The sequence below is a fragment of the Flavobacterium agrisoli genome (assembly GCF_016522065.1).
GTDB classification, from domain to species: Bacteria; Bacteroidota; Bacteroidia; order Flavobacteriales; family Flavobacteriaceae; genus Flavobacterium; species Flavobacterium agrisoli.
Window position 1 is genome coordinate 66915 of record NZ_JAEHFV010000007.1, and the last position, 18424, is coordinate 85338.

The 18424-nt window shown below is 35.1% G+C and carries 19 protein-coding genes and 1 riboswitch; of the genes, 18 read left to right on the forward strand and 1 reads right to left on the reverse strand.

All coding sequences use genetic code 11. The features are described from left to right. The first annotated feature begins 13 nt into the window (after positions 1–13). The 9 genes from I5M07_RS14165 to I5M07_RS14205 all read left to right on the forward strand — a co-directional run bounded on the left by I5M07_RS14165 (position 14) and on the right by I5M07_RS14205 (position 7087). Entirely contained in the window at positions 14–262 is a 249-nt protein-coding gene (locus tag I5M07_RS14165; protein WP_200107102.1) for a DUF6364 family protein, read from the forward strand. Beyond that, positions 252–671 carry a type II toxin-antitoxin system VapC family toxin gene (locus I5M07_RS14170; RefSeq protein ID WP_200107103.1) on the forward strand — a complete coding sequence of 140 codons (420 nt, stop codon included), beginning with the start codon at positions 252–254 and terminating at the stop codon, positions 669–671. The genes I5M07_RS14165 and I5M07_RS14170 overlap by 11 nt, the downstream gene beginning before the upstream one ends. 5 nt (positions 672–676) lie before the next feature. After that, the gene (locus I5M07_RS14175; protein WP_200107104.1) at positions 677–1834 is read left to right on the forward strand and encodes a 5-(carboxyamino)imidazole ribonucleotide synthase; all 1158 of its coding nucleotides are present in this window, start codon (positions 677–679) and stop codon (positions 1832–1834) included. A gap of 74 nt (positions 1835–1908) precedes the next feature. Beyond that, positions 1909–3213, forward strand: a complete 1305-nt coding sequence (locus tag I5M07_RS14180; RefSeq protein WP_200107105.1) for an AAA family ATPase — start codon at positions 1909–1911, stop codon at positions 3211–3213. Beyond that, positions 3213–3800: an HNH endonuclease domain-containing protein gene (locus I5M07_RS14185; RefSeq protein WP_200107106.1), complete on the forward strand. Its 588-nt coding sequence runs from the start codon at positions 3213–3215 to the stop codon at positions 3798–3800. Before I5M07_RS14180 ends, I5M07_RS14185 begins: the two co-directional genes overlap by 1 nt. A gap of 65 nt (positions 3801–3865) precedes the next feature. After that, complete coding sequence (gene purE, locus I5M07_RS14190; RefSeq protein ID WP_200107107.1) at positions 3866–4351, forward strand: 5-(carboxyamino)imidazole ribonucleotide mutase; 486 nt, start codon at positions 3866–3868, stop codon at positions 4349–4351. A 158-nt stretch (positions 4352–4509) separates the two neighbouring features. Continuing rightward, entirely contained in the window at positions 4510–4737 is a 228-nt protein-coding gene (locus I5M07_RS14195) for a ribosomal eL8 family protein (RefSeq protein WP_200107108.1), read from the forward strand. After that, on the forward strand, positions 4737–5024 hold the full coding sequence (locus I5M07_RS14200; RefSeq protein WP_200107109.1) for a type II toxin-antitoxin system RelE/ParE family toxin: 288 nt from the start codon (positions 4737–4739) through the stop codon (positions 5022–5024). Before I5M07_RS14195 ends, I5M07_RS14200 begins: the two co-directional genes overlap by 1 nt. Before the next feature lie 35 nt (positions 5025–5059). Beyond that, positions 5060–7087: a M3 family metallopeptidase gene (locus I5M07_RS14205; protein WP_200107110.1), complete on the forward strand. Its 2028-nt coding sequence runs from the start codon at positions 5060–5062 to the stop codon at positions 7085–7087. A gap of 54 nt (positions 7088–7141) precedes the next feature. Here the strand turns inward: I5M07_RS14205 and I5M07_RS14210 are convergent, their stop codons facing one another. Beyond that, a complete protein-coding gene (locus tag I5M07_RS14210) occupies positions 7142–7954 on the reverse strand; it encodes a UbiA prenyltransferase family protein (RefSeq protein ID WP_200107111.1) in 813 nt (270 codons plus the stop codon). 133 nt (positions 7955–8087) lie between these two features. Between I5M07_RS14210 and gcvP the strand changes: the two genes are divergently transcribed. The 9 genes from gcvP (at position 8088) to thiC (ending at position 18394) form a co-directional block, all read left to right on the forward strand. Next, complete coding sequence (gene gcvP / locus I5M07_RS14215) at positions 8088–10937, forward strand: aminomethyl-transferring glycine dehydrogenase (RefSeq protein ID WP_200107112.1); 2850 nt, start codon at positions 8088–8090, stop codon at positions 10935–10937. A gap of 255 nt (positions 10938–11192) precedes the next feature. Then, positions 11193–12251 carry a 3-oxoacyl-ACP synthase III family protein gene (locus I5M07_RS14220; RefSeq protein WP_200107113.1) on the forward strand — a complete coding sequence of 353 codons (1059 nt, stop codon included), beginning with the start codon at positions 11193–11195 and terminating at the stop codon, positions 12249–12251. A gap of 123 nt (positions 12252–12374) precedes the next feature. Next, on the forward strand, positions 12375–12899 hold the full coding sequence (locus tag I5M07_RS14225; protein WP_200107114.1) for a methyltransferase domain-containing protein: 525 nt from the start codon (positions 12375–12377) through the stop codon (positions 12897–12899). Positions 12900–12964: 65 nt separating this feature from the next. Next, positions 12965–13813, forward strand: coding sequence for a glycosyltransferase (locus I5M07_RS14230; RefSeq protein WP_200107115.1), 849 nt, complete (start codon positions 12965–12967; stop codon positions 13811–13813). An 82-nt stretch (positions 13814–13895) separates the two neighbouring features. Further along, entirely contained in the window at positions 13896–14642 is a 747-nt protein-coding gene (locus I5M07_RS14235) for an MlaE family ABC transporter permease (RefSeq protein WP_200107116.1), read from the forward strand. Further along, positions 14642–15406 carry an ABC transporter ATP-binding protein gene (locus tag I5M07_RS14240; RefSeq protein ID WP_200107117.1) on the forward strand — a complete coding sequence of 255 codons (765 nt, stop codon included), beginning with the start codon at positions 14642–14644 and terminating at the stop codon, positions 15404–15406. Before I5M07_RS14235 ends, I5M07_RS14240 begins: the two co-directional genes overlap by 1 nt. Positions 15407–15424: 18 nt before the next feature. After that, a complete protein-coding gene (locus I5M07_RS14245) occupies positions 15425–15985 on the forward strand; it encodes a DNA-3-methyladenine glycosylase I (RefSeq protein WP_200107118.1) in 561 nt (186 codons plus the stop codon). Between the two features lie 88 nt (positions 15986–16073). Further along, positions 16074–16170, forward strand: a riboswitch (TPP riboswitch). A gap of 65 nt (positions 16171–16235) precedes the next feature. Continuing rightward, the gene (thiS, locus tag I5M07_RS14250) at positions 16236–16442 is read left to right on the forward strand and encodes a sulfur carrier protein ThiS (RefSeq protein ID WP_200107119.1); all 207 of its coding nucleotides are present in this window, start codon (positions 16236–16238) and stop codon (positions 16440–16442) included. Positions 16443–16570: 128 nt separating this feature from the next. After that, positions 16571–18394: a phosphomethylpyrimidine synthase ThiC gene (gene thiC, locus I5M07_RS14255; RefSeq protein ID WP_200107120.1), complete on the forward strand. Its 1824-nt coding sequence runs from the start codon at positions 16571–16573 to the stop codon at positions 18392–18394. Positions 18395–18424 lie beyond the last annotated feature (30 nt).

Here is an 18424-nt window from a genome sequence, read left to right on the forward strand (position 1 = left end):
AAACTTTACGTATATGAATACTAAACTCACTTTATCGTTAGAAAAAGAAGTCATCGAGCAAGCGAAATCGTATGCAAAAAAAACGGGCAGAAGTTTATCTGAACTGGTAGAAAGTTATTTTAAAAATCTGACTGAAAAGACAGAAACTTACGATGACATTCACCCAAAAGTTAAAAAACTGATTGGAAGAATAACGCTACCTCCTGATTTTGATGAAGAAAAAGTGAAAGAAGAACACTATAAAGAGAAATATGGATTTTAAACATATTTTTCTTGATACCAATATTTTAGTTGATATTGTGGCCAATAGGTTTCCATTTTCTAAAAATGCCATATCCATTTTCGATTATTGCCAACGCCATAAAATTATCATGTATTCATCCTCCCATTCTATTGCAACGATGCATTATATTGCAAAAAAAGTGGTCGATGAAAAAGAATTACGTTCCATCATCGAAGATTTATTAGACACGATTTCCATAATTCCGGTAACCGAATCTATTCTGAAAAAAAGTCTAAAATCAAACCATAAAGATTTTGAAGATGCCATTCAGATAACTTCAGCACAATCCATTAACAATATGGACTGCATCGTAACCAGGGATTTAAAGGATTTTAAATTTTCAGAAATAAACGTTTTCACACCAGATGAATTCTTAAATACACTATAAAAACAATGAATTATTTTTCTTCTGATTTTAAATTAGGAATATTAGGCGGCGGACAATTAGGCAAAATGCTGTTGTTCGACACGCGAAAATTTGATATACAAACCTATGTTTTAGACCCAAGTGATGAAGCACCAAGTAAATTTGCTTGCAATAAATTTTTTCAAGGCGATTTAATGGATTATGAAACGGTTTATAACTTCGGAAAACAAGTCGATGTTTTGACTTTCGAAATTGAATTGGTTAATTTGGAAGCTTTAACGCAATTAGAAAACGAAGGTTTAAAAGTGTATCCCTCTCCAAAAACCTTAAAAGGAATTCAGAATAAAGGAATTCAAAAACAGTTTTACGCAGATAATAATATTCCAACAGCGCCATTTGAACGATTTGAAAATTTAGAGAAACTAAAATCTGCTGTCACATCGAGCGGAGTCGAGATACCTTTCGTATGGAAATGCACCGAATTTGGTTACGACGGAAACGGAGTAAAAATAGTTCGTCAGATTTCTGATTTAGATACGCTTCCAAATGTAGAATGTATAGCCGAAACGATGGTTCCGTTCAAAAACGAATTGGCCGTAATTGTGGTACGAAATCCATCAGGAGAAATGAAAACCTATCCAGTTGTAGAAATGGAATTTCATCCGGAAGCGAATCAAGTAGAGTACGTTATCTGCCCCGCAAGAATAGATGATAAAGTAGCTGAAAAAGCCAGAGCCATTGCCTTGCAAGTTTCAGAGAATTTCCATCATGTTGGTCTTTTAGCCGTTGAAATGTTCCAAACTCAGGACGACGAAATTTTGGTAAACGAAGTAGCACCACGCCCGCACAATTCTGGTCATTATTCTATCGAAGCCAGTTATACTTCGCAATTCGAAAATCATATACGCGCTATTTTGGATCTTCCGTTAGGAAACACCGACAGCAAAGTGGCCGGAATTATGGTCAATTTAGTGGGTGCCGAAGGTCATTCTGGAAATGTAGTGTATGAAAACATCGAAACCATTTTAGGATGGAATGGTGTTACGCCTCATATTTACGGTAAAAAACAAACACGCCCTTTCAGGAAAATGGGTCACGTGACAATCGTAAATGAAAATATGGCTGAGGCGAGAAGAATTGCGCAGGAAGTGAAGAATACGATTAGAGTGATCAGTGGTCAGTAATTTTTAATATTCTGTGGCAGTTTTCAGTTTATAATAGCACTCATTTTTTAATTAGCTTTGTAAAAATTAAATAAATGAAAATTTCAAAATTACATATCGATCAATTTAGGCATTTAGAAAATATAGAGTTTGATTTTACTTATCCTGAAGATTTCCATATTGAAGAAAAAAGAGGAAAACCATTAGATAAAATTTGTTTTATTGGACAGAGTGCGACTGGAAAAACTGGATTGTTGGAATTGATTTATGATTACTCTTCAAATGTTCTTAATTTGGAAGTAATAGAAGGCACCTCATTAAGCGGATTACGGACTTCAGTAAAAAACATAGATGGAGAAGTCAAATTCATCATTAAAGATGAAGTTCTTACACTAAGAAAAAAAGAACTTTTATACAAACAACGAATTTACATAGACGAAAAAAAAGGAGGCACTGTAACGGATTTGATTCCTCTAATTTACAAAAAAGACATTTTTTATTTCAAAGCAAATATAATTTCTTCCAAAAATATTGATGTTTTTGAAAAAAATCCCGTTGATTTAATTGAAAAATACAACTCTGAACTTTCACACATAGAAGATGCTTTTAAATACAGAGATCGTTATGGAATGTTATTTGACGAAGAAGTAGAAATCACAATTTGGTTATTTCTACTAAATGAAATTTTAAAATATCGTAAAAATTTCACACAAAAAATGTCTGAACTAATTCATCAAGGTTTATTAGCAAATAATAATAAATTAATGGCAGAGTTTAATAAATGGCAAAAAGAAAATCCCAACAAATTGGAAGCGTTCGCTCAAAAATTCAATCCTATTATAGAAAAATTGAATTTAGAAGTTGATTTAATTAACACAGAGTTTTCAATTCCTATAAAAAATAAAAGAAACGACGAAATAATTCCAATTCAGAACACAAGTACCGGTACCAAAGGATTGTTGTTATCATTTTTGCCACTATTCAAATTTGATACAAAAGATTCAATAATTTTAATCGATGAACCTGAAAGATCTTTATATCCAGACATACAAATGGATCTGATGGGTCACTATAAAAGTCTTGCTCCAGAAGCACAATTTATTGTAGCAACCCATTCTCCATTTGTTGCGGCTTCTTTTGAACCAGACGAACGATTTATTTTATACTTTGATGAAGATGGAAAAGTGGCTGTTCGTAGAGGTATTTCCCCAATTGGAGATGATCCAAACGACATTTTGAAAAATGATTTCAAATTAGAATCTTTAATGAATGAAAGAGGGGTTGAAGCATTTGAAAGATATAGAGATTTGAAAAAGCGCTTAGCTTCTGAAAAAAATGAAGTTAAAAAAGATAAATTGTTAGAAGAAATTCTTTTATTAGCTAATGCATATAAGTTTTAATGAGAAAACAAACAAAACCTGATAATTCTTTAGCAAAGGATATCGAATATATAAAAGGTGGAGACAATTCAAATCTTCGTAAAATCTTATTTAACGAACAAAAAGGATTCTGCGCCTACACAGAAACATACTTAGGAAGAACAGACCAAAAAGATATTGATCACTTTAATCCCTCAAAAGATTTTATAGACAGAAATAAATATCTAAATCTTTTTCTTTGCAAATCTCAATGGAACAAAGAGAAATCTGACAAATGGAATGAGTTCCAACCAGTTTTATCGCCATACAATAATGACTTTGAAACTAAAATTATTTACAACAATGAACTAAATCTTTTTGAAGCTTATAATGAGAATGACAAAGAGGTATTTAACTTGGTAAAACTATTAAAACTGGATGACTACGATTTATCTGTAGAAAGAAAAAAGTATATCTCTCTGTGTAAAGAATTAATTACTTATTACGAAAGCCCAACAATATATTTTCAAAAAGTAATTGAAAAAAGTCTAACCGAACTCAAGTTTATTAGAAGTTTAGAAATTGAATTCGGCATTGACATTTGGAACATGATTCCAGAAATAGAGTAAAACAAACAGTTTTCAGTTTCCAATAACTTGAAACTTTAAAACCGAAACAAAACACAACAAACAAAATGAGCAAAGTAGCTATTATAATGGGAAGCATCTCCGACATGCCCGTCATGAAGGATGCCATCGACATATTAAAACAATTTAATGTAGAAGTGGAAGTCGATATCGTTTCGGCACACAGAACACCGGAAAAATTATTCGATTTTAGTAAAAATGCACATAATCGTGGTATTTCAGTAATTATTGCTGGTGCGGGCGGAGCAGCACATTTACCTGGTATGGTGGCTTCGATGTCGCCGCTTCCTGTAATTGGAGTACCTGTAAAATCAAGCAATTCTATTGATGGGTGGGATTCCGTTTTATCGATTCTGCAAATGCCTGGCGGAGTTCCTGTAGCAACAGTAGCCTTAAACGGGGCAAAAAACGCCGGAATCTTAGCAGCACAAATCATCGGAAGCCACGATAAAAAAGTTTTAGATACTATTATTGCTTACAAAGAAGAATTAAAAGCGGCCGTAAATAAAGCAGCGGAAGGGTTGAAAAAGTAGTTTCACAGAGAAACACAAAGAAGACACAGAGAAACACAAAATTTTGTGAATCTCTGTGTTTTTTTCTTTTACATTCTTTGCGTTTGTTTTAGCGAATCTTTATGAAACTTATTTTAAAAATTTCTAAAAGAAAAACTTAACTTTGAGAAAAAAGCAAAATGAACATTCAAACTTCTAAAATAGAACTCGCTAAAATTGTTTTAGACCTTGATAATCCTGATTTAATTCAGGAAATTATGGAGTTTATTCAATCGAAGGAAAATCTTTCTGAAAAATTAAAAAACAACATAAACGAAGCCATTAATTCTTTAGAAAATAACGAAGGAATTACACACGATGTTGTCATGGAAGAAACCAAAAATCGTTATTCAAAATATTTTAAATAATGAATGTAATTTGGGCTCCACAAGCCAAACAAGACTTTTGGAACAACATCGATTATTTGGAAGCAGAATGGTCTGAAAAAGTGGCCCTTAATTTCATCGAAAAAGTAAATACCACAATTGCACTTTTAAAAAATGACAATGTTTTATTTATAAAAACCAACTACAAAAACGTTTATAAAGTTGTCATTACCAAGCACATTTCACTTTACTACCGTATCGAAAATACAAATTTAAAATTACTTCGATTTTGGAATACTTTTCAGGACACGGAGAAATTCAAATTATGATTTTCTAATTTTATATTTTAAAAAAGCATAAACACATGAGCGTTTTAACACAATACTTTAACACCAAACATAACACTGCGCCTTTTTCGCAAATTAAAATCGAAGATTACGTTCCTGCTTTCAATGAAGGAATTGCTTTGGCGAAAGCAGAAATTGATGCCATTGTAAATAATCCGGAAGCACCGACTTTTGAAAATACCATCGTAGCGATGGATTATTCGGGTGATATTTTAGATCGTCTTTCGAGCATTTTCTTCAATTTAAATTCGGCTGAAACGAATGACGAAATGCAGAAAATTGCTCAGGAAGTTTCGCCTTTACTATCAGAATTTGGAAATGACATTCGTTTGAATGCTGATTTATTTGCGAGAGTAAAAGCCGTTTATGATCAAAAAGAAAGTTTAGGTTTAAATCCAGAACAAACGACTTTATTGGATAAAAAATACAAAAGTTTTTCGAGAAACGGAGCGAATTTACCAGAAGACAAAAAGAATCAATTAAGAGAAATCGACAAAGAATTATCGAAATTAAGTTTACAATTTGGCGAAAATGTTTTAGCTGAAACCAACAACTTCGAACTACATTTAACTGACGAAAAAGATTTAGCCGGTTTACCTGAAGGCACAATCGAAGCAGCAAGATTATTAGCCAAAAATCAGGAAAAAGAAGGCTGGATTTTCACTTTAGATTATCCAAGTTATGTTCCGTTTTTGACTTATGCCGATAATCGCGAACTGCGCAAAAAAATGGCCATTGCTTTTGGTGCAAAAGGTTTTCAAAAGAACGAATTCAACAATGAAGAAAATGTTCTGAAAATTGCCAAACTTCGTCACGAAAGAGCTAATTTATTAGGTTATAAAACGCATGCTCATTTTGTTCTGGAAGAACGAATGGCCGAAAGCCCTGAGAAAGTTTTCTCTTTCCTAAATGATTTATTAGCAAAAGCTAAACCTGCAGCTCAAAAAGAATTTGCTGAATTAACTGCTTTCGCAAAAGAACTAGACGGAATCGAACAATTGGAAAAATGGGACGGCGCTTATTATTCTGAAAAATTAAAACAACAGCTTTTTAATTTAGACGATGAAAAACTGAAACCGTATTTTCAGTTAGAAAAAGTTTTAGACGGTGCATTCACAGTTGCCAAAAAATTATACGGTTTAACTTTTACCGAAGTTTTTGATATTGATAAATATCACGAAGAAGTTACAACTTATGAAGTAAAAGATGCTAACGGAAATTTAGTTTCGATTTTCTACGCTGATTTTTTCCCAAGAAAAGGAAAGAGAAACGGTGCCTGGATGACATCGTTCAAATCGCAATATGTAAAAGATGGCGTAAACGAAAGACCGCATATTTCGAATGTTTGCAATTTTACAAAACCAACCGAAACAAAACCTTCATTATTGACATTTAATGAAGTTACGACTTTATTCCACGAATTCGGACACGGTTTACACGGAATGCTGGCCGATACGGTTTACCCAAGTTTATCCGGAACTTCTGTTTACTGGGATTTCGTAGAATTGCCAAGCCAGATTATGGAAAACTGGTGTTACGAGCCGGAAGCTTTGGCTTTGTTTGCGAATCATTACGAAACGGGAGAAATCATTCCGATGGAATATGTTCAGAAAATTAAAGAAAGTGCTAGTTTCCAAGAAGGTTTGGCAACGTTGCGTCAATTAAGTTTTGGATTATTAGATATGGCGTGGCACGGACAAGATCCAACTAACATAACCGATTTAAAAGCTTTCGAAACAGAGCAATTTGCCAACACCCAATTGTACCCCGATGTAAAAGAAAATGCGATGAGTACGGCGTTTTCTCATATTTTTCAGGGAGGCTATTCTTCTGGATATTACAGTTATAAATGGGCAGAAGTCTTGGATGCAGATGCTTTTGAATATTTCCAGGAAAACGGCATCTTCAACGAAGAAGTAGCAAAGAAATTCAAAGACAACGTACTTTCAAAAGGAGGAACAGAACATCCTATGACTTTGTACAAACGTTTCAGAGGTCAGGAACCAAAACCCGAAGCTTTGTTGAAGAGAGCGGGATTGTTATAGCATTATAGCTTTTTAATTTTTAGAAACCGAAGTAGTACTGCTTCGGTTTTTTTTTTAGAAAATCACCATCAAAATCCACCAAAAAATCGGTATGGCTTCCGTAAAAAAACTGCTGTAATATTTATTTCTATCTGAATTAGCCCAAGCTAACAAAGCAGATAAAACCACTACCATTATTAAATTAACAACAGCTTCCTTTTGATTAAAATTTACATTCGCAAATTCCAAAAAATAAAAAGGTACTAGCAAACCTAAACCCAATAATTTGGTTTTGTTCACTCCTATTTGTTGCGGTACAGTTTGCAAATGTGGATCATCGTTTTCTACATCAACAATTTCGAAAATCAGAATTAAAACAAAAATGAGTATAAAACGCTGCAAACATTTAATAAAAAAATAACCCGAAAAACCAATTTCGGCATTCAGAATCGGCAGCACTACGGTAGCTCCAACCCAACAAATGGAAACAATATAAATTTTTACTCCTGCCCAATTGCGCGCGTTTTTTTTATTTGGAAAAAATGGCAGTGCATATAACAACGTAATCAAAACAATGATAACTGAAGAAATTTGTGTTATGCTTTGAAGATGTAAAAAAAAATAACCCGAAAGTAGTAATGCCAAAAAGCTCAATACGGTTATGGCTCGCAAAGCTATTTTCATGTTAATTCGCTGAATACGAACCAAGGCATCGTATTTGACAAAATTGTAACCCACAATGGTTCCGAAAAACACAAAAAGCACCACATTTAAGTCGGTAGACAAAGCAAACATTTCGTAGGTTAACGCCACCAATGTTGCTGCCGACAAAGCGACATGCAAACTACTGTTTATATAAAAATCTATCAGTCTAAGAAAAAATTTCATAAGATAAATCTAATATTTAGATACAAATCAATCCTTTCAATGTAAAATTCACAAAAATTTAGGGCAAAACTTCAAAATAAATTGCGATTAATACTTAATTTTGCGGCACAAAAAACAACACTTTTAGCTTTATATGAAAACAGATGCTTTTGCTTTAAGACACATAGGTCCTAGAGAAACAGACCTTCAACACATGTTGAAAACCATTGGAGTTGACTCGATAGACCAACTTATCTACGAAACACTTCCCGACGATATTCGTTTAAAAGCACCTCTTACACTTGAACCAGCAATGACCGAATACGAATTTGCTACTCATATTCAAGAATTAGGAAACAAAAATAAAGTTTTCAAATCATATATTGGCTTGGGTTATCACCCTACTATCCTTCCGGCTCCTATTCAACGAAATATTTTTGAAAATCCAGGATGGTACACCGCTTATACACCGTATCAAGCAGAAATTGCCCAAGGTCGTTTAGAAGCGATTTTGAATTTTCAAACCGTAGTTACTGAACTTTCGGGAATGGAAATTGCCAATGCATCTTTGTTAGACGAAGGAACAGCCGCTGCTGAGGCAATGTCGTTACTATTTGATGTACGTACACGCGATCAAAAGAAAAACAATATACACAAATTCTTTGTTTCGGAAGAGATTTTACCCCAAACATTATCCATTTTACAAACACGTTCCACTCCGGTTGGAATAGAATTGGTAGTTGGAAAGCACGAAACTTTTGATTTTTCAAACGAATTTTTCGGAGCAATTCTTCAATATCCAGGTAAATTTGGACAAGTTAATGATTATTCGGATTTTATTGCCAAAGCGGCAGCAAACGAAATTAAAGTGGCTGTGGCAGCTGATATTTTGTCTTTAGCAACGTTGACTTCTCCTGGAGAAATGGGCGCTGCAGTAGTGGTTGGAACCACCCAACGTTTTGGTGTACCAATGGGCTATGGCGGTCCGCATGCAGCTTTTTTCGCAACTAAAGAAGAATACAAACGCTCTATGCCGGGGCGTATCATCGGAGTTTCTATCGATGTTAACGGAAACCGCGCTTTACGTATGGCTTTAGGAACGCGTGAGCAACACATTAAACGTGAAAAAGCGACTTCAAACATTTGTACCGCTCAAGTTTTATTGGCAGTTATGGCCGGAATGTATGCGGTTTATCACGGACCAAAAGGCTTACAATATATTGCAAACAAAGTACATGCCTCTGCAGTAACTACTGCTGAAGCTTTAAATAAATTAGGTGTTTATCAAACCAACACAGCTTACTTTGATACTATTTTAGTAAAAGCCAATGCTCAAAAAGTAAAAACAGTTGCAGAGAAAAATGAAGTCAATTTCTTCTATGTTGATGCCGATACGATTTCGATTTCATTTAACGAAACGACATCTATTGCCGACATCAACCAAATTATTGCCATTTTTGCTGAAGCATTAGCAAAAGAATCTTTCACGGTTTCTGAATTAGCAACAGCTTCTCAATTACCAGCTTCATTAGAAAGAACGTCGTCTTTCTTAACACATGATGTTTTCAATAACCATCATTCGGAAAGTCAGTTGATGCGTTACATCAAAAAATTAGAGCGTAAAGATTTATCATTGAACCATTCTATGATTTCATTAGGTTCTTGTACAATGAAATTGAACGCTGCATCAGAAATGTTGCCTTTATCAATGCCAAACTGGAATAGCATTCATCCGTTTGCTCCTGTTGAACAAGCCGAAGGTTATATCACAATGCTTAAAAAATTAGAGCAACAACTAAATGTAATTACTGGTTTTGCTGGAACAACATTACAACCAAACTCTGGTGCTCAAGGTGAATATGCAGGTTTAATGGCTATTCGTGCGTATCACATTTCTCGCAACGAAGGACATCGAAACGTATGTTTAATTCCATCCTCGGCTCACGGAACTAATCCGGCTTCTGCTGCGATGGCGGGAATGAAAATCATTGTTACCAAAACAACTCCAGAAGGAAATATTGACGTGGAAGATTTAAGACAAAAAGCTATTGAACACAAAGATGATTTATCTTGTTTAATGGTAACGTATCCATCAACTCACGGGGTTTACGAATCTTCTATTATCGAAATCACAAAATTAATTCACGAAAATGGTGGATTAGTATATATGGATGGTGCCAACATGAACGCCCAAGTTGGTTTAACAAATCCAGCAACTATTGGAGCCGATGTTTGTCACTTAAACTTACACAAAACCTTTGCTATCCCTCACGGTGGTGGTGGTCCAGGTGTGGGGCCAATTTGCGTGAACGAAAAATTAGTTCCGTTTTTACCAACGAATCCAATTCTGAATGTAGGTGGCGAGCAAGCTATTACTGCTATTTCATCTGCACCTTACGGATCGGCTTTAGTTTGTTTGATTTCGTACGGTTACATTACCATGATGGGAGCCGATGGATTGAAAAGCGCTACCGAACACGCGATTTTGAATGCCAATTATATGAAAGCTCGTTTTGAAGGGCACTACCCTATTCTTTACACAGGAGAATGCGGAAGAGCAGCTCACGAAATGATTTTAGATTGTCGTGCCTTTAAAGAAAACGGAATTGAAGTTGGAGATATCGCAAAACGTTTAATGGATTATGGATTTCATGCTCCAACCGTTTCTTTCCCAGTAGCTGGAACTTTAATGATTGAACCAACCGAATCGGAAGATTTGGCCGAATTAGATCGTTTTTGTGATGCCATGATTGCCATTAGAAAAGAAATTGAAACAGCTACTGCTGAAGATAAAAATAACCTTTTGAAAAATGCGCCGCATACTTTAGCAATGTTAACTTCTGATTCTTGGGACTTCCCTTACACCAGAGAAAAAGCGGCTTACCCATTAGCGTATATTGCAGATAATAAATTCTGGCCATCAGTTCGTCGTGTAGATGATGCTTATGGAGATAGAAATTTAGTTTGTTCTTGCGCTCCTATTGAAGCCTATATGGAAAACTAAAAAACAAATCAATCATCCTTTAAGAGCTGCGAATTTCGCGGCTCTTTTTGTTTTATCTCCTCAATAAATCCTACTGAATACCTTTTCAATAGCAATGTTAAATTTTTAATGAAAATCAAATTTCTTTAATAAAAAATCAAAAAAATCTTATTTTTCAGCTTATTCAATAATTATATGCATGCATACTAAATTTTCTGATTGAATTGAAATATTAATCAGTACATTAGTCGAAATTTTTTGAAAAATAAGGAAGTAATGAATATTAAGATAATCGGTACCGGAAGTTATATTCCGGAACAAAACATAAGCAATTTTGACTTTATAAATCATGCTTTTTTAAATGAGGATGGCAGTCCTTTTGGATATCCTAACGAAGTTGTTATCAAAAAATTTAAGGGAATTACCGGTATTGAAAACCGTCGTTACGCTGAAAGCAATCAAATGACTTCCGACTTAGCTTTTTTGGCTGCCGAAAAAGCCATAGCTAATGCCAACATCGATAAAGAAACACTGGATTATATTATTTTTGCACACAATTTTGGAGATGTAAAATCGGGCACCATTCAATCGGATATGATTCCGAGTTTGGCAACGCGAGTAAAAAACAAATTAAATATCAAAAATCCAAAATGTGTAGCCTACGACATTCTTTTTGGTTGCCCAGGTTGGATTGAGGGTGTTTTACAAGCCAATGCCTTCATCAAATCGGGAATGGCAAAAAGAGTTTTGGTAATTGGAGCCGAAACCCTTTCGAGAGTAGTTGACGACCATGACCGTGATTCGATGATTTATTCGGATGGAGCGGGAGCTTCCGTTTTAGAAGCCTCTAATGACGAATCAGGGCTTTTATCGTACGAAAGCGCTACTTTTGCCACCGACGAAGCCAATTTTCTTTTCTTTGGCAAATCTTATAACAATGATTTAGATCAAGATGTAAAATACATCAAAATGTACGGACGCAAAATTTACGAATTTGCTCTAAGTAACGTTCCTTGTGCTATGAAAGCCTGTTTGGATAAAAGCGGCATCGCAATCGAAGACGTTAAAAAAATCTTGATTCACCAAGCTAATGAAAAAATGGACGAAGCCATAATCGAACGTTTTTATAAATTATACGACCAAGCTGTTCCAAAAGACATCATGCCAATGAGCATTCATGATTTAGGAAATAGTAGCGTGGCCACTGTTCCTACTTTGTACGATTTATTGCTACAAGGTAAAATTGAAAATCATGAAATCAACAAAGGTGACGTTGTCATTTTTGCTTCGGTTGGAGCCGGAATGAACATTAATGCTTTTGTATATCGCAATTAAAATTGAAAACTAAAAATACCAAATCCATATCATCCGATGTGGATTTTTTTTGTTCCCTACTTTTCAAAGCAAATTGTATATAGATAACTTGTATCTTTGCGCCTTTGATAATTAATTCAAAACATGTACGAAAAAACATTTCCCAATAAAAGATTCAAACTTACCTTAGAATTTTTACAAAAACACATTCCAACATCGGAAACCATTTTGGATTTAGGAGTTGAAAATCCCTTTTCAAAAATAATGAAAGATGCGGGTTATTCAGTTTCAAATACTTCTGGCGAAGATTTAGACCTCAACCAATCGGCTTTACAAAACTCGAATGCACAAGTGGTTACTGCCTTAGAAATTTTTGAACATTTGCTAAATCCTTTCACGGTTTTAAAAGAAATAAAAGCCGAAAAACTAATTATTTCAATCCCCATGCGTTTGTGGTTTTCGGCCGCCTACAGAAGTAAAACCGACATGTGGGATCGGCATTATCATGAATTTGAAGATTGGCAATTGGATTGGCTACTGGAAAAAACAGGCTGGAAAATTATCGACTCTAAAAAATGGACCAATCCGGTCAAACAATTGGGTTTACGTCCTTTTTTACGCCGTTTTACAAACAGATATTACATTGTGTATGCTGAGAAAATTAAATAATTGAAAGATTGAAGAATTGAAAATTTCTTATTCAAAATTTACAATTCAAAATGCACCATTAAAAAATGAAATATTACATTATTATTCCGGCGTATAACGAAGAAGCTTACATGGCTGTAACCCTGCAATCCTTAGTAGAACAAACCGTTTTGCCTACAAAAGTAATTGTAGTTAATGATAATTCAACCGATAAAACGCCCGAAATTATTGCAGAATACAGTCAGAAATACCCTTTTATACAGTTAGTAAACAAAGTTTCTAGCGCCATACATTTACCGGGAAGTAAAGTCATTCAAGCATTTCAAGAAGGTTTAAAACACCTTGACGACCACTATGATATTATTGTAAAAGTGGATGCCGATTTAATTTTTCCTAAAAATTATTTTGAAACTATTATTCACCATTTTCAATCAGATGAACAAATTGGAATGGCAGGAGGATTTTGCTATATTGAAAAAAATGGCGACTGGGTCTTAGAAAATTTAACCGATAAAGATCATATTCGCGGTGCATTAAAAGCGTATCGTAAAGTGGCTTTTGAACAAATTGGTGGATTACGGCCTCAAATGGGTTGGGATACGGTTGATGAATTGTTATGCAAATTTTACAACTGGAAAGTGGTAACCGATGAAACTTTACACGTTAAACATCTCAAACCAACTGGCGCAAGTTATAACAAAACCGCTCGTTACAAACAAGGAGAAGCTTTTTATACTTTGGGTTACGGCTTTACTATTACGGCCATTGCATCGATGAAATTGGCCTTTAGAAAAGGAAAACCCTTTCTTTTTATAGATTACCTCAACGGATTTTGGAAAGCCAAACGCGAAAATAAAAAAATGTTAGTTACACCCGAACAAGCCCAATTTGTTAAAAAATACCGCTTAAAAAAAATGAAAGAGAAATTGTTTTAAATCGTTAAAACTATCGAAAAACAATTTCTCAATACCCCAAAACTCATAACTTCTTTTTAACTTAGCCCATATTTGTAAAATTATGATGCTCGTTCGATATCTATCTCAAATCGGAAGGTATTTTTTAATGCTGAAAGAAATTTTCAATAAACAAACCAAATGGTCGGTCATGAAACGTTTGATTTTTAAAGAAATCGATGATTTAATTATCGACTCTTTAGGAATTGTGTGCTTCATCTCTTTTTTCATTGGAGGTGTTGTTGCCATTCAAACCGCATTAAACCTTACCAACCCTTTAATTCCAAAATATTTAATCGGATTTGCTACACGTCAATCGGTTATTTTAGAGTTTGCTCCTACTTTTATTTCGGTTATTATGGCCGGAAAAATGGGCTCTTACATCACTTCGAGTATTGGTACCATGCGTGTAACCGAACAAATTGACGCACTTGAAGTAATGGGAGTAAACTCACTAAATTACTTGGTTTTTCCTAAAATCATTGCCTTGCTTTTGTATCCGTTTGTTATCGGAATTAGTATGTTTTTAGGGATTTTCGGAGGTTGGATGGCGAGTGCTTATGGCGGATTTTCAACAAGTCAAGATTTTATTCAAGGTGCGCAAATGGATTTTATTCCGTTTCATATCACCTATGCTTTTATTAAAACTTTCATATTTGCCATACTTTTAGCCACTATTCCATCTTTTCATGGTTATTATATGAAAGGTGGCGCGCTCGAAGTTGGAAAAGCGAGTACGGTTTCGTTTGTATGGACCTCGGTTACCATCATTCTTTTCAATTATATATTAACTCAAGTACTGTTAGGATAATGATAGAGGTAAAAAATGTAGAAAAATCGTTTGGTGACACGAAAGTTCTTAAAGGGATTTCGACTGTTTTTGAAACCGGAAAAACCAACTTAATTATTGGACAAAGTGGTTCTGGAAAAACAGTTTTATTAAAAAGTTTGCTGGGTATTCACCATCCCGAAGTTGGCACAATCGAATTTGATGGTCGTGTTTATTCTAATTTAGATAAAGATGAAAAAAGAGATCTTCGAACCGAAATCGGCATGGTTTTTCAAGGAAGCGCCTTATTTGATTCAATGACCGTCGAAGAAAATGTGGCTTTCCCTTTGCGAATGTTTACTAAAGAAAACCGAGCGGCCATTAAAGAACGCGTTGATTTTGTTCTAAAAAGAGTCAACTTAATTGATGCGCATAAAAAATTACCCTCCGAAATTTCGGGTGGAATGCAAAAACGTGTGGCCATAGCCCGCGCTATCGTAAACCGTCCTAAATATTTATTTTGCGATGAACCTAACTCGGGTTTAGACCCAAACACATCTATTTTGATAGATAATTTGATCAAAGAAATCACCGAAGAATACGACATAACCACGGTAATTAATACCCATGATATGAACTCGGTAATGGAAATTGGCGATAATATTGTGTTTTTAAAAAATGGTTTAAAAGCGTGGCAAGGAACCAAAGAGGAAATTTTTAAAACCGACAATCAAGCGGTCGTTGATTTTGTTTATTCTTCTAACCTTTTCAAAAAAGTAAGAGAAGCGTATTTAAAAGGATATTAAAAAATTACACATTGCTAAATGGAAAAAATTCGTTGTCATTGGTGTTCTTCAAGCGATTTATACAAAAAATACCATGATGAAGAATGGGGAATTCCCGTTTATGAAGACCAAAAATTATTCGAATTTTTTATTTTAGAAACTTTTCAAGCAGGTTTGAGTTGGATTACCATTCTCAACAAAAGAGAAAACTTTCGCGAAGCTTTTGATAATTTCGATTATAAAAAAATAGCTCATTATTCCGAAGAAAAGATTCAATCCTTATTGCAAAACTCGGGAATCATTCGCAACCAACTTAAGGTACGAGCAGCAGTAAGCAATGCACAGGCTTTTATGAATGTTCAGGAAGAATTTGGCAGTTTCTCTGAATATATTTGGAAATTTACCAATGGAAAACCAATCATAAACAATCCAAAATCTGCAAAAGACGTTCCTGCCACCACTCCACTTTCTGACGCAATTAGTAAAGATTTAAAAAAGCGAGGCTTCAAATTCGTAGGTTCTACAGTAGTTTACGCCCACATGCAGGCCACTGGAATGGTTAACGACCATGTACAAGAATGCTGGACAAGACAGCAGTAAACAGTGTTCAGAATTTTAGTATTCAGTATAAATTTTGTTAAACTTCCAACTTCTAACTTCTAACCTCTAACTTTTTGCCTACATTTGCTTTACACTTTAGGGGTGTCTACAAAATTGTAGGCTGAGACTTTACCCTCGAACCTGATCTAGTTCATACTAGCGTAGGAAAAAGTAAGATGACTTCTTGTGCATATTCGTATGCCACATTGTAGCCATTCCTAAAGTATAATTATATACAAATCTCAAAGGAATGGAACTAAAAATCAACCAACAAAAAAAAGAATTTGATATTCAGGAATTAAGCATTCAGGCTTTATTGGATATTGAAATTCCAAACAAACAGAACGGTATTGCCGTTGCTGTCAACAATTCTGTTATTCCAAGATCCAACTGGAACAGCCATCTCCTACTCGAAACCGACGACATTTTAATTATTTCTGCTACTCAGGGGGGATAATTTTATTTAAAAAATTAAATGATTGAAAAATTTAAAGATTTAAAGATTTTGTTCAACAACAAGTACCGTAATCATTCCATTTTTTAATTCTTCAATCTTTCAATTAAAAATCTTTCAATTAAAAAAATATGAGCAACGAACACAAAATATCAAGAGAACCTTTCCCAAATTCGACTAAGGTTTATATCGACGGAGAAATTCACCCGATAAAAGTCGCCATGCGCGAAATCAAGTTATCTGATACAAAACTATCTAAAGGCGGAGTCGAGAAAAATCCACCCGTAACTGTTTACGATACATCGGGACCTTACACCGATCCTAATATCGAAATCGATGTTCGCAAAGGATTGCCTCGCCTTCGTGAACAATGGATTTTAGACCGAAATGACGTAGAAGAATTAACCGAAATCACTTCTGATTATGGAAAAGAACGTTTGGCTGACGAGAAATTAAATCACCTTCGTTTCGAATATTTACACAAACCAATGCGTGCCAAGAAAGGCGCGAATGTTTCGCAATTGCATTATGCCAAAAAAGGAATTATAACTCCCGAAATGGAATATATTGCCATTCGTGAAAACCAGCGAATCGAGCAGTTAGAAACAGCTCAAAAAGCGATGCAATGTCAACACGCTGGTCATAGTTTCGGTGCTAATACACCAAAATCAAAAATTACTCCTGAATTTGTTCGAAGCGAAATCGCAGCAGGAAGAGCTATTATTCCAAACAACATCAACCACCCAGAAAGTGAACCAATGATTGTGGGACGTAATTTCTTGGTAAAAATTAATGCCAATATTGGAAATAGCGCGGTGACTTCCAGTATTGAAGAAGAAGTAGAAAAAGCCGTTTGGGCATGCCGTTGGGGAGCAGACACAATTATGGATTTGTCAACAGGAAAAAACATTCACGAAACAAGAGAATGGATTATTCGTAACTCACCAGTACCAATCGGAACCGTACCCATTTACCAAGCTTTAGAAAAAGTAGGCGGAATTGCCGAAAATTTAACTTGGGAAATATTCCGAGATACCCTAATCGAGCAAGCAGAACAAGGCGTTTCGTATTTTACTATTCACGCTGGAGTTTTATTGCGTTACATTCATTTGACCGCTAATCGTGTTACAGGAATTGTTTCTCGTGGGGGTTCGATTATGGCAAAATGGTGTTTATTTCATCACAAGGAAAACTTCCTTTACACTCATTTTGAGGAAATCTGCGAAATCATGAAACAATACGATGTCGCTTTTTCTCTTGGTGATGGTTTACGTCCGGGTTCTATTGCAGACGCCAATGATGCCGCACAATTTGCCGAATTAGAAACCTTAGGCGAATTGACAAAAATTGCTTGGAAACATGACGTTCAAGTATTCATCGAAGGTCCAGGTCACGTACCAATGCACATGATTAAAGAAAACATGGATAAACAATTGGAACATTGTTCCGAAGCGCCTTTTTATACTCTTGGTCCATTAACGACTGATATCGCTCCGGGTTATGATCACATCACTTCTGCCATTGGAGCAGCGATGATTGGTTGGTACGGCTGTGCGATGTTGTGTTATGTAACTCCAAAAGAGCATCTTGGATTACCCAACAAAAAAGACGTAAAAGACGGAGTTATTACTTATAAAATCTCCGCTCACGCTGCCGATTTAGCCAAAGGTCATCCAGGCGCACAATATCGCGATAACGCTTTGAGTAAAGCTCGTTTTGAATTCCGTTGGGAAGACCAATTCAATTTGGCTTTGGATCCAGATACCGCAAGAGAATTCCACGATGAGACATTGCCTGCTGATGGTGCCAAAGTGGCTCATTTTTGCTCGATGTGTGGACCAAAATTCTGCTCTATGAAAATATCACAAGAAATTCGTGACGTAGAAGAAGCAAAAAAAGGAATGCAAGAGAAATCGGAAGAGTTTATCGAGCAAGGAAAAGAGATTTATGTATAACAGAGAATCAAGATAAAAGTATTAAGTATT

Excerpts from the sequence above, each read along its gene's own strand:
- I5M07_RS14165 (WP_200107102.1), top strand. The coding sequence starts at position 14 with ATGAATACTAAACTCACTTTATCGTTAGAAAAAGAAGTCATCGAGCAA.
- I5M07_RS14170 (WP_200107103.1), top strand. The coding sequence starts at position 252 with ATGGATTTTAAACATATTTTTCTTGATACCAATATTTTAGTTGATATT.
- I5M07_RS14175 (WP_200107104.1), top strand. The coding sequence starts at position 677 with ATGAATTATTTTTCTTCTGATTTTAAATTAGGAATATTAGGCGGCGGA.
- I5M07_RS14180 (WP_200107105.1), top strand. The coding sequence starts at position 1,909 with ATGAAAATTTCAAAATTACATATCGATCAATTTAGGCATTTAGAAAAT.
- I5M07_RS14185 (WP_200107106.1), top strand. The coding sequence starts at position 3,213 with ATGAGAAAACAAACAAAACCTGATAATTCTTTAGCAAAGGATATCGAA.
- purE (WP_200107107.1), top strand. The coding sequence starts at position 3,866 with ATGAGCAAAGTAGCTATTATAATGGGAAGCATCTCCGACATGCCCGTC.
- I5M07_RS14195 (WP_200107108.1), top strand. The coding sequence starts at position 4,510 with ATGAACATTCAAACTTCTAAAATAGAACTCGCTAAAATTGTTTTAGAC.
- I5M07_RS14200 (WP_200107109.1), top strand. The coding sequence starts at position 4,737 with ATGAATGTAATTTGGGCTCCACAAGCCAAACAAGACTTTTGGAACAAC.
- I5M07_RS14205 (WP_200107110.1), top strand. The coding sequence starts at position 5,060 with ATGAGCGTTTTAACACAATACTTTAACACCAAACATAACACTGCGCCT.
- I5M07_RS14210 (WP_200107111.1), bottom strand. The coding sequence starts at position 7,954 with ATGAAATTTTTTCTTAGACTGATAGATTTTTATATAAACAGTAGTTTG.
- gcvP (WP_200107112.1), top strand. The coding sequence starts at position 8,088 with ATGAAAACAGATGCTTTTGCTTTAAGACACATAGGTCCTAGAGAAACA.
- I5M07_RS14220 (WP_200107113.1), top strand. The coding sequence starts at position 11,193 with ATGAATATTAAGATAATCGGTACCGGAAGTTATATTCCGGAACAAAAC.
- I5M07_RS14225 (WP_200107114.1), top strand. The coding sequence starts at position 12,375 with ATGTACGAAAAAACATTTCCCAATAAAAGATTCAAACTTACCTTAGAA.
- I5M07_RS14230 (WP_200107115.1), top strand. The coding sequence starts at position 12,965 with ATGAAATATTACATTATTATTCCGGCGTATAACGAAGAAGCTTACATG.
- I5M07_RS14235 (WP_200107116.1), top strand. The coding sequence starts at position 13,896 with ATGATGCTCGTTCGATATCTATCTCAAATCGGAAGGTATTTTTTAATG.
- I5M07_RS14240 (WP_200107117.1), top strand. The coding sequence starts at position 14,642 with ATGATAGAGGTAAAAAATGTAGAAAAATCGTTTGGTGACACGAAAGTT.
- I5M07_RS14245 (WP_200107118.1), top strand. The coding sequence starts at position 15,425 with ATGGAAAAAATTCGTTGTCATTGGTGTTCTTCAAGCGATTTATACAAA.
- thiS (WP_200107119.1), top strand. The coding sequence starts at position 16,236 with ATGGAACTAAAAATCAACCAACAAAAAAAAGAATTTGATATTCAGGAA.
- thiC (WP_200107120.1), top strand. The coding sequence starts at position 16,571 with ATGAGCAACGAACACAAAATATCAAGAGAACCTTTCCCAAATTCGACT.